Origin of the sequence: Catellatospora sp. NPDC049111 (assembly GCF_040648615.1) — a bacterium.
GTDB classification, from domain to species: domain Bacteria; phylum Actinomycetota; class Actinomycetes; order Mycobacteriales; family Micromonosporaceae; genus Catellatospora; species Catellatospora aurea.
Window position 1 is genome coordinate 1 of the sequence record NZ_JBEZEB010000081.1, and the last position, 6,617, is coordinate 6,617.

The following is a 6,617-nucleotide window of genomic DNA, read 5'->3' on the forward strand; positions in this document are numbered from 1 at the left end:
GTACTGCAACGGGGACGTTGTGGGAGAGTAGGACACCGCCGGACAAACATCGCTGTTCAAGGCCCGACCATTCACGGTCGGGCCTTGACGCGTTTCCAGGCAAGGAAGGGCCCCTTCTTAACGCCATCCGTCATGCAAGGGCACCTTGTTAACGCCGCACCTATTCGGGCCCCTGCTACGGGGCCCTTTTTGTTACCTGTAGCCGGCCGGCCGTTTTATCGGGGCTGCGGGGCGATGATCGCCGTTTCTGGTCAAAACCTGGGGCAGGACCGCAGATCATGTCCAGAAACAACGATCACCGAACCAAGAACCGTGGCAGTGGCACACCACCTGCCGTGCCCGCGGAGATCATGAAGTTGTGGCAGCGACTCGCCGCCGACCCGTGCCATAAGTTCATGATCGACGCGGAAGGGGTGGGTCAGGCGGGGGTGAGGGTGGTGAGGATTTCGGTGGTCGTGGTGTGGTCGCCGGTGCGGTGGGCGGTGAGGAGTCGGGCGAACTTGTCGGCGTCGAGGATGGGTAGTCCCAGGTCGGCGGCTTTGGTGGCTTTGGAGCCGGCGCCGTCGCCGACGACGACGAAGTCGGTTTTGGCGGAGACCGAGCCGGAGGACTTGCCGCCCAGTTCTTCGACGGCCTCGTTGCCCTGGTTGCGGGTGAGGCCGGGGACGGAGCCGGTGACGACGACGGTCATCGGGGAGCCGTCCGGGCGGCGGAGCGGCAGAGATGTCTCCGCGCTGGTGGCGGCGGTGGAGGCCGGGCCGGTCGGTTCGGTCATGTTGACGCCGTGGGCGGCGAGTTTGGCGATCAGCGGGGCGACCTCGGCGAGTTCGGCGAGGATGACGGTGGCCCGTTCGCTGCCGATGCCGTCGACCTGCTCCCACTCGGCGGGTGTCGCGGCCAGGATGGCATCCATGGTGCCGAAGTGGCGGGCGATCCGGCGGGACAGGGTGCGGCCGGTCATCCGGATGCCCAGCCCGGTCAGCACACGCGACAGCGGCCGGGTCTTGGTCGCGGCGATGCTGTTGACCAGGTTCGTCGCGGACACGGTGCCGAGCCGGTCCAGCGCGGCCAGGGTCGGCACGTCGAGGGCGTACAGGTCGGCGGCGTCGGTGATGTGGCCGGCGGCGAGCAGCGCGTCGAGGATCTTGTCGCCGAGTCCTTCGATGTCCATCGCGTCGCGGCTGGTGTAGTACAGCAGCGTCGCCTTCTCGCCGCAGGCGCGGCCGCGGGCGCAGCGCCACCGCAGGTTGCTGCGGTCGATGTCGCCGCCGCAGCGCGGGCAGTGCTCCGGCGGGCTGAACGGCTCCGCGTCGGCGGGCCGGGCGTCGGGCACCGCGCCGGTGATCTCCGGGATGACGTCTCCGGCGCGGCGGATGTAGACGGTGTCGCCGGCGCGTACGTCGCGGCGCTGCAGGTCGGTGAAGTTGTGCAGGGTCGCCGAGGTGACCACGACGCCGCCGACCTGGACGGGTTCGAGCACGGCGACGGGCGTGATGACACCGGTGCGCCCGACCTGCACGTCGATGCGCAGCAGCGTGGTGGTGCGGGTGTCGGCGGGGAACTTGTAGGCGATGCCCCAGCGTGGTGCGCGGGTCGAGTAGCCGGCCTGGTCCTGGTCGGCGGTGAGGTCGGCCTTGACGACGACGCCGTCGATGCCGAACCCGAGGTCGCCGCGGCGGGCGCCGAGCGCGGCGACGGCGGCGGTGACCTCGTCGATGTCGGTGCACACGGCGAGCCCGGCGGAGGACTGCCCGGTCGTGGCGATGCCGAGCGTGCCCAGGTGCTCGATCACGGCGGAGTGGCTGGAGGCGTGTTCGGCGGGCACGCCGTGGGCGGCGTACGCCATGAACGACAGCGGGACGTCGTAGGCCCGCTGGGCGCGCAGTGAACCGGCGGCCGCCGAGCGCGGGTTGGCGAACACCGGCTCACCGTGGGCGAGCCGCAGGTCGCAGCCCTTGGCGAAGTCCGTGTCGGTCATGTAGACCTCACCGCGGACCTCGATGCTCACCGGCGCGGACAGGCGCTGCGGCAGACCGGCGATCAGGCGGGCCTGGCTGGTGACGTCCTCGCCGGTGTAGCCGTTGCCGCGGGTGGCGATCTGCACGAGCCGGCCCTCGGCGTAGCGCACGGCGATGGCGAGCCCGTCGATCTTCGGTTCGACGGTGTAGCGGGTCACCGGGCGGTCGAGGGTCCGGTCGAGTTTGGCCGCCCAGTCGTGCAGGCCCTCGCTGTTGAAGACGTTGCCGATGCTGAGCATGGGTGAGCTGTGCTCGACGTCGCCGCCGACGGTCCCGACGACCGCGGTGGGGGAGTCGCCGGTGCGCCACTGCGGGTGCTCTCGCTCGCTGACCACGATCCGGGCGTACAGCGCGTCGTAGTCCGCGTCGTCGAGCAGATTCTGCTCACCGGCGTAGTACGCGGCGGCCGCGGCGCGGGCCTGCTCGACGGCCGACCGGTACTCGTCCCGGGTGGTGTGCGGCCGAGCGTGCGCGGGGTCGACGATCGGGGCGGCTGCCGTGGCGTCGGCGGCGAGGTCGTTCGGCATGTGCAGGCTCCTTCATCCCGGCCTGCGTGGCCAGGCGGTATGCGGAGGATAACCGCCCGGTGCGACACCCGCCGATCATGCGAGTCCGCGTAGCGAGGTCTGGTGTGCGCGGTGTCGGGCTTGTACATTCCGTCAATGACACCCGTCGCACCGTCGCCGGTCGAGTCGGCTTCTGGTGGCTCCCGGCTGGTCAGCGGCCTGTTGCTGATCGCGGTCGTGGGTCTTGCCGTGCTGGTGTGGCGGTGGCCGGAGCCGCCGCCGGACGTGCGGCCGCCGTCCGCGCCGGGCGGGCTCAGCGTCGGGGAGACGACCTGCAAGTCGATCGCGCTGAGCTGGTCCGGGTCCACGGACGACACCGAGGTGACCGGATACGAGGTGCACCGCGACGGTCGGGTCGTCACCAGCGTCGGCGGCAAGGTCCAGTCGGTGGTGCTCACGGAGGTGCCCGCCGGCACCTGGAGCGTCACGGTCAAGGCACGGGACGAGGCGGGCAACGTGTCCCCGGCCGGCGGCGCGGTCTCGGTGACGCCGCCGTCGTGCGGCGCGGACGCCAAGGCGCCGAGCACACCGGGCGGGGTCAAGGCCACCGCCGACGGCACCACGGTCACCATGACCTGGGACGCGGCCGTCGACGACGTCGGGGTCGCGGAATACGACGTGTTCCGGGACGGGGCGAAGGTCGGCACGGTCGGCGGCGGCGGCCCGCAGTTCACGTTCATCGACCTCGGGGTGCCCGCGTCAGCCGTACACCGTTACCAGGTCAGCGCCCGTGACGGGCAGGGCAACGCCTCGTCGCGCAGCGCCGGGGTCGACGTGACCGCGGGCGCGGCGTGCACGCTGCTGTGCGCGATCACCCCGGTCGGCAGGGACACCGGTGTCGTCTGGGGGCTGGCCGAGTTGCCGGACGGGTCGGTGCTCTACGGCCGGCGGGACACGTACGAGATCGTGCGGATGGATCCGCGTACCGGACAGGTCACGCCGCTGGGCACGGTGCCCGGCGGGGTGCGCGCGGGTGGCGACGGGGGCCTGGTGAGCCTGGCCGTGGCGTCGACGTTCGCCCGGGACCGCTGGATCTACGTGCTGTACACGACCGCGACCGACAACCGGATCGTACGGTTGCGGCTGCGCGGCGATGAGCTGGACGGCGGCTCGATGCAGTCGCTGGTCGTCGGCATCCCGCGGGGCAAGCTGCACAACGGCGGCCGGCTGCGGTTCGGGCGCGACGGCAAGCTGTACGCCGCCCTCGGTGACGCCGGGAACCCGCGGCTCGCGCAGGACCAGCGCAGCCTGGCCGGCAAGGTGCTGCGGTTCAATCCGGACGGCACGGTGCCGTCGGGGAACCCGTTCGGCGGTTACATCTGGAGCCTCGGCCACCGCAACCCGCAGGGGCTCGCGTTCGACGCGCGGGGCAGGTTGTGGGTGCAGGAGTCGGGCGACGGGCTCACCGACGAGACGAACCTGATCGTCAAGGGCGGCAACTACGGCTGGCCCGCGTGCGAGGGCACCGAGTCGAAGTCCGGCGGCGGCTGCGAGACACCAGGCTTCGTCGCGCCGCAGCAGACCTTCGCGGCGTACGACGGCGGCTGCGGCGGCCTGGTCTTCGTGCGCGAGGTCGGCTACATAGCGTGTGCGGGCACTTCGCGGCTCTACCGGGCCGTTCTCGACGGCGACGGGCTGCTCGCCGAGGTGCAGGCGGTGCTCGTCGGCGCTTACGGCCAGCTGCTCACGGTCGAGCCCGGTTCCGGCGGCACGTTGTGGCTCGTCAGCGGCACCACGGGCGCGGCGGGAACGCTCGACACGCAGTTCCTGCGGATCACGCTGCCGCCCGCGGCCTGACCCGGAGCAACCCGATAGCGGGATGCTCTCGGCCGGATCGGCATATCTTGGACAACATGCCAGGTGTGCCGCTGCGGGTCGGGTCGGCGTTTCCTGATCCACCGTTCGAGGTGGCGGGCGTGCCGCCGACGGGGTTCGACCTCGACTGGATGGCGGCGGTCGCGGCCGAACTCGGGCGGCCGCCGGCGGTGCACCACTACGAAGGGTCCGACTTCGACGGGATCTTCGCCGAGCTGGGCAGGAGCATCGACGTCGTCGCCTCCGGTGCGACGGTCACCGAGTACCGCAAGACGCTGGCCAGGTGGTGTGAGCCCTATCTGCGGTCCGGCCAGAGCCTGGCGGCCGCGGCCAAGGCCGGGGTGCGCGGCTGCGACGACCTGCGCGGGCTGACCCTGGGCGTGCAGAGCGGCAACACGTCGCAGCCGGTGGCCGAACGGCTGCTCGCCGCGGGCAGGGTCGGGGCGGTGAAGGTGTATGCCTACGACGAGATCCGCACCGCGCTCGACGACCTCGAACACGGCACGATCGGCGCTTTCATGAAGCTGGAGCCCGTGCTGCGCCGGATGGTCGCCGACCGGTCGGCGTTGCGGATCGTGCAGACCGGCATCACCTCCGAGTTGCTGGCGGTCGCCGTCGCCCTGGACGACGCCGCGCTCGCCGACCGGATCGACGGTGCCCAGCGGGCACTGCGCCGACGTGGCGAACTCGCCCGGCTGGGCCGCAGGTGGCTGGCCGACAGCGACCCTGAGGCTACGGCGGTGCTGACGTGATCCGGCTGGTCCGCCTGTACACCGGCCCGGACGGCCGGTCCCACGTCGAGGAGTCGGCGCTGCACCTCGGCGCGCTCGGGCCGGACGCGGCCACCGGCTGGTTGCCCACCATCGCGGCGCGCTTCCGGCAGAGCCCGCCGGGTTCGGCGCTGACCTGGCACGACGCGCCCCGGCGGCAGTACGTCGTCACGCTCACCGGAACGCTCGAGTTCACCACCCGCGACGGCGAGACCTTCCGGCTCGGCCCCGGCGACGTGCTGCTGGCCGAGGACACGACGGGCGGCGGCCACCGCTGGCGGCTGCTCGACGACCAGCCCTGGACCCGGGTCTATCTCCAGCTCCCGGCGAGCGATCCGGCGCAGGTGTGACGAGACTGTGTAGATCGCGGGCGGGTAGCGTGATGAGACCGTTCCGGGACGATTTCAATACCTAGCTTCTCTAGGTATGCATACAGTGGATGTCCTGGTCGTCGGCGCCGGTCTGGCCGGCCTGCACACGGCCCGCCTGCTCGCGCGACACGAGCTGACCGTGCTGGTGGTCGACCGCCGCAGGTCGTTGTCGGCGGGCATCCGCACGACGGGGATCTTCGTGCGGCGCACCCTCGAAGACTTCGACCTGCCCGACCACCTGCTCGGCCCCGGGGTCCGCGACGTGCTGCTGTATCCGCCGTCGCGGCGCGACCCGATCCGGCTGGCCAGCGACCGCGACGAGTACCGGGTCGCCGACATGCCCGGCGTCTACGAACACGCGCGCCGCGCGGCCGAGTCCGCGGGTGCGCGGATCATGCTGGGCGTGCGCTACGACGGCTCGTCGGCGGGTGTCGTGCGGCTCGAAGGCGCGGAACCGGTGCGGGCCAGGTTCATCGTCGGTGCGGACGGCGCACGTTCTCGGGTGGCCCGTGACCTGGGCCTGGACGTCAACCGCAGCCTGCTCGTCGGCGCGGAGCTGGTTCACCCGATCGCGTCGGGCACCACCACCCCGGCGTTCCACTGCGTGCTCGACCCGCGCGTCGCCCCCGGCTACCTCGGGTGGGTGATCGACGACGGCCACCACGCGCACGTCGGGGTCGCGGGATACCCGGACGCGATGCGGGCCGGGGTGCGCCACCTGCTGGAGGAGTTCGCCGACGGCGCACCCGGCCGCGCCGAGCCGACCGGCCCGGTCGAGCGGCGCGGCGGCCCGATCCCGGTCGGCGGCGTGCTGCGCCGCCTGGCGAACCCCGCCGGACTCCTCGTCGGCGACGCGGCCGGTGCGGTGTCCCCGCTGACGGCCGGCGGGCTCGACCCCTGCCTGCGGATGTCGGAGCTGGCCGCGTCGGTGGCCGCAGGCTGGCTGCGCACCGGCGACCAGCGCGAGCTGCGCCGGTACGACGGCACCGCGCTGCGCGGCCGGTTCCGGGGGCGCCTGCTGCTGCGCCGGATGCTCGCCGGCGTCCGGTCGCCGCTGGCCGCGGAGGCGGCCGTGGC

5 protein-coding genes are annotated in these 6,617 nt (G+C 72.3%); 4 read left to right on the forward strand and 1 reads right to left on the reverse strand.

The features are described 5' to 3' along the window. Positions 1–418: 418 nt before the first annotated feature. On the reverse strand, positions 419–2,545 hold the full coding sequence (gene ligA / locus AB0B66_RS43535; protein ID WP_360541517.1) for an NAD-dependent DNA ligase LigA: 2,127 nt from the start codon (positions 2,543–2,545) through the stop codon (positions 419–421). Positions 2,546–2,680: 135 nt separating this feature from the next. Between ligA and AB0B66_RS43540 the strand changes: the two genes are divergently transcribed. From AB0B66_RS43540 to AB0B66_RS43555, 4 genes are all read left to right on the forward strand, one after another. Next, on the forward strand, positions 2,681–4,381 hold the full coding sequence (locus AB0B66_RS43540; RefSeq protein ID WP_360541519.1) for a PQQ-dependent sugar dehydrogenase: 1,701 nt from the start codon (positions 2,681–2,683) through the stop codon (positions 4,379–4,381). Between the two features lie 56 nt (positions 4,382–4,437). Beyond that, on the forward strand, positions 4,438–5,151 hold the full coding sequence (locus AB0B66_RS43545) for an ABC transporter substrate-binding protein (RefSeq protein WP_360541521.1): 714 nt from the start codon (positions 4,438–4,440) through the stop codon (positions 5,149–5,151). Further along, complete coding sequence (locus tag AB0B66_RS43550) at positions 5,148–5,519, forward strand: cupin domain-containing protein (RefSeq protein ID WP_360541523.1); 372 nt, start codon at positions 5,148–5,150, stop codon at positions 5,517–5,519. The genes AB0B66_RS43545 and AB0B66_RS43550 overlap by 4 nt, the downstream gene beginning before the upstream one ends. 76 nt (positions 5,520–5,595) lie before the next feature. Beyond that, on the forward strand, positions 5,596–6,617 hold a 1,022-nt coding region (locus AB0B66_RS43555; RefSeq protein WP_360541525.1), incomplete at its 3' end, for an NAD(P)/FAD-dependent oxidoreductase.

Bases quoted from the DNA above. Each gene is read 5' to 3' on its own strand.
- ligA (WP_360541517.1), bottom strand. From the start codon at position 2,545: ATGCCGAACGACCTCGCCGCCGACGCCACGGCAGCCGCCCCGATCGTC.
- AB0B66_RS43540 (WP_360541519.1), top strand. From the start codon at position 2,681: ATGACACCCGTCGCACCGTCGCCGGTCGAGTCGGCTTCTGGTGGCTCC.
- AB0B66_RS43545 (WP_360541521.1), top strand. From the start codon at position 4,438: ATGCCAGGTGTGCCGCTGCGGGTCGGGTCGGCGTTTCCTGATCCACCG.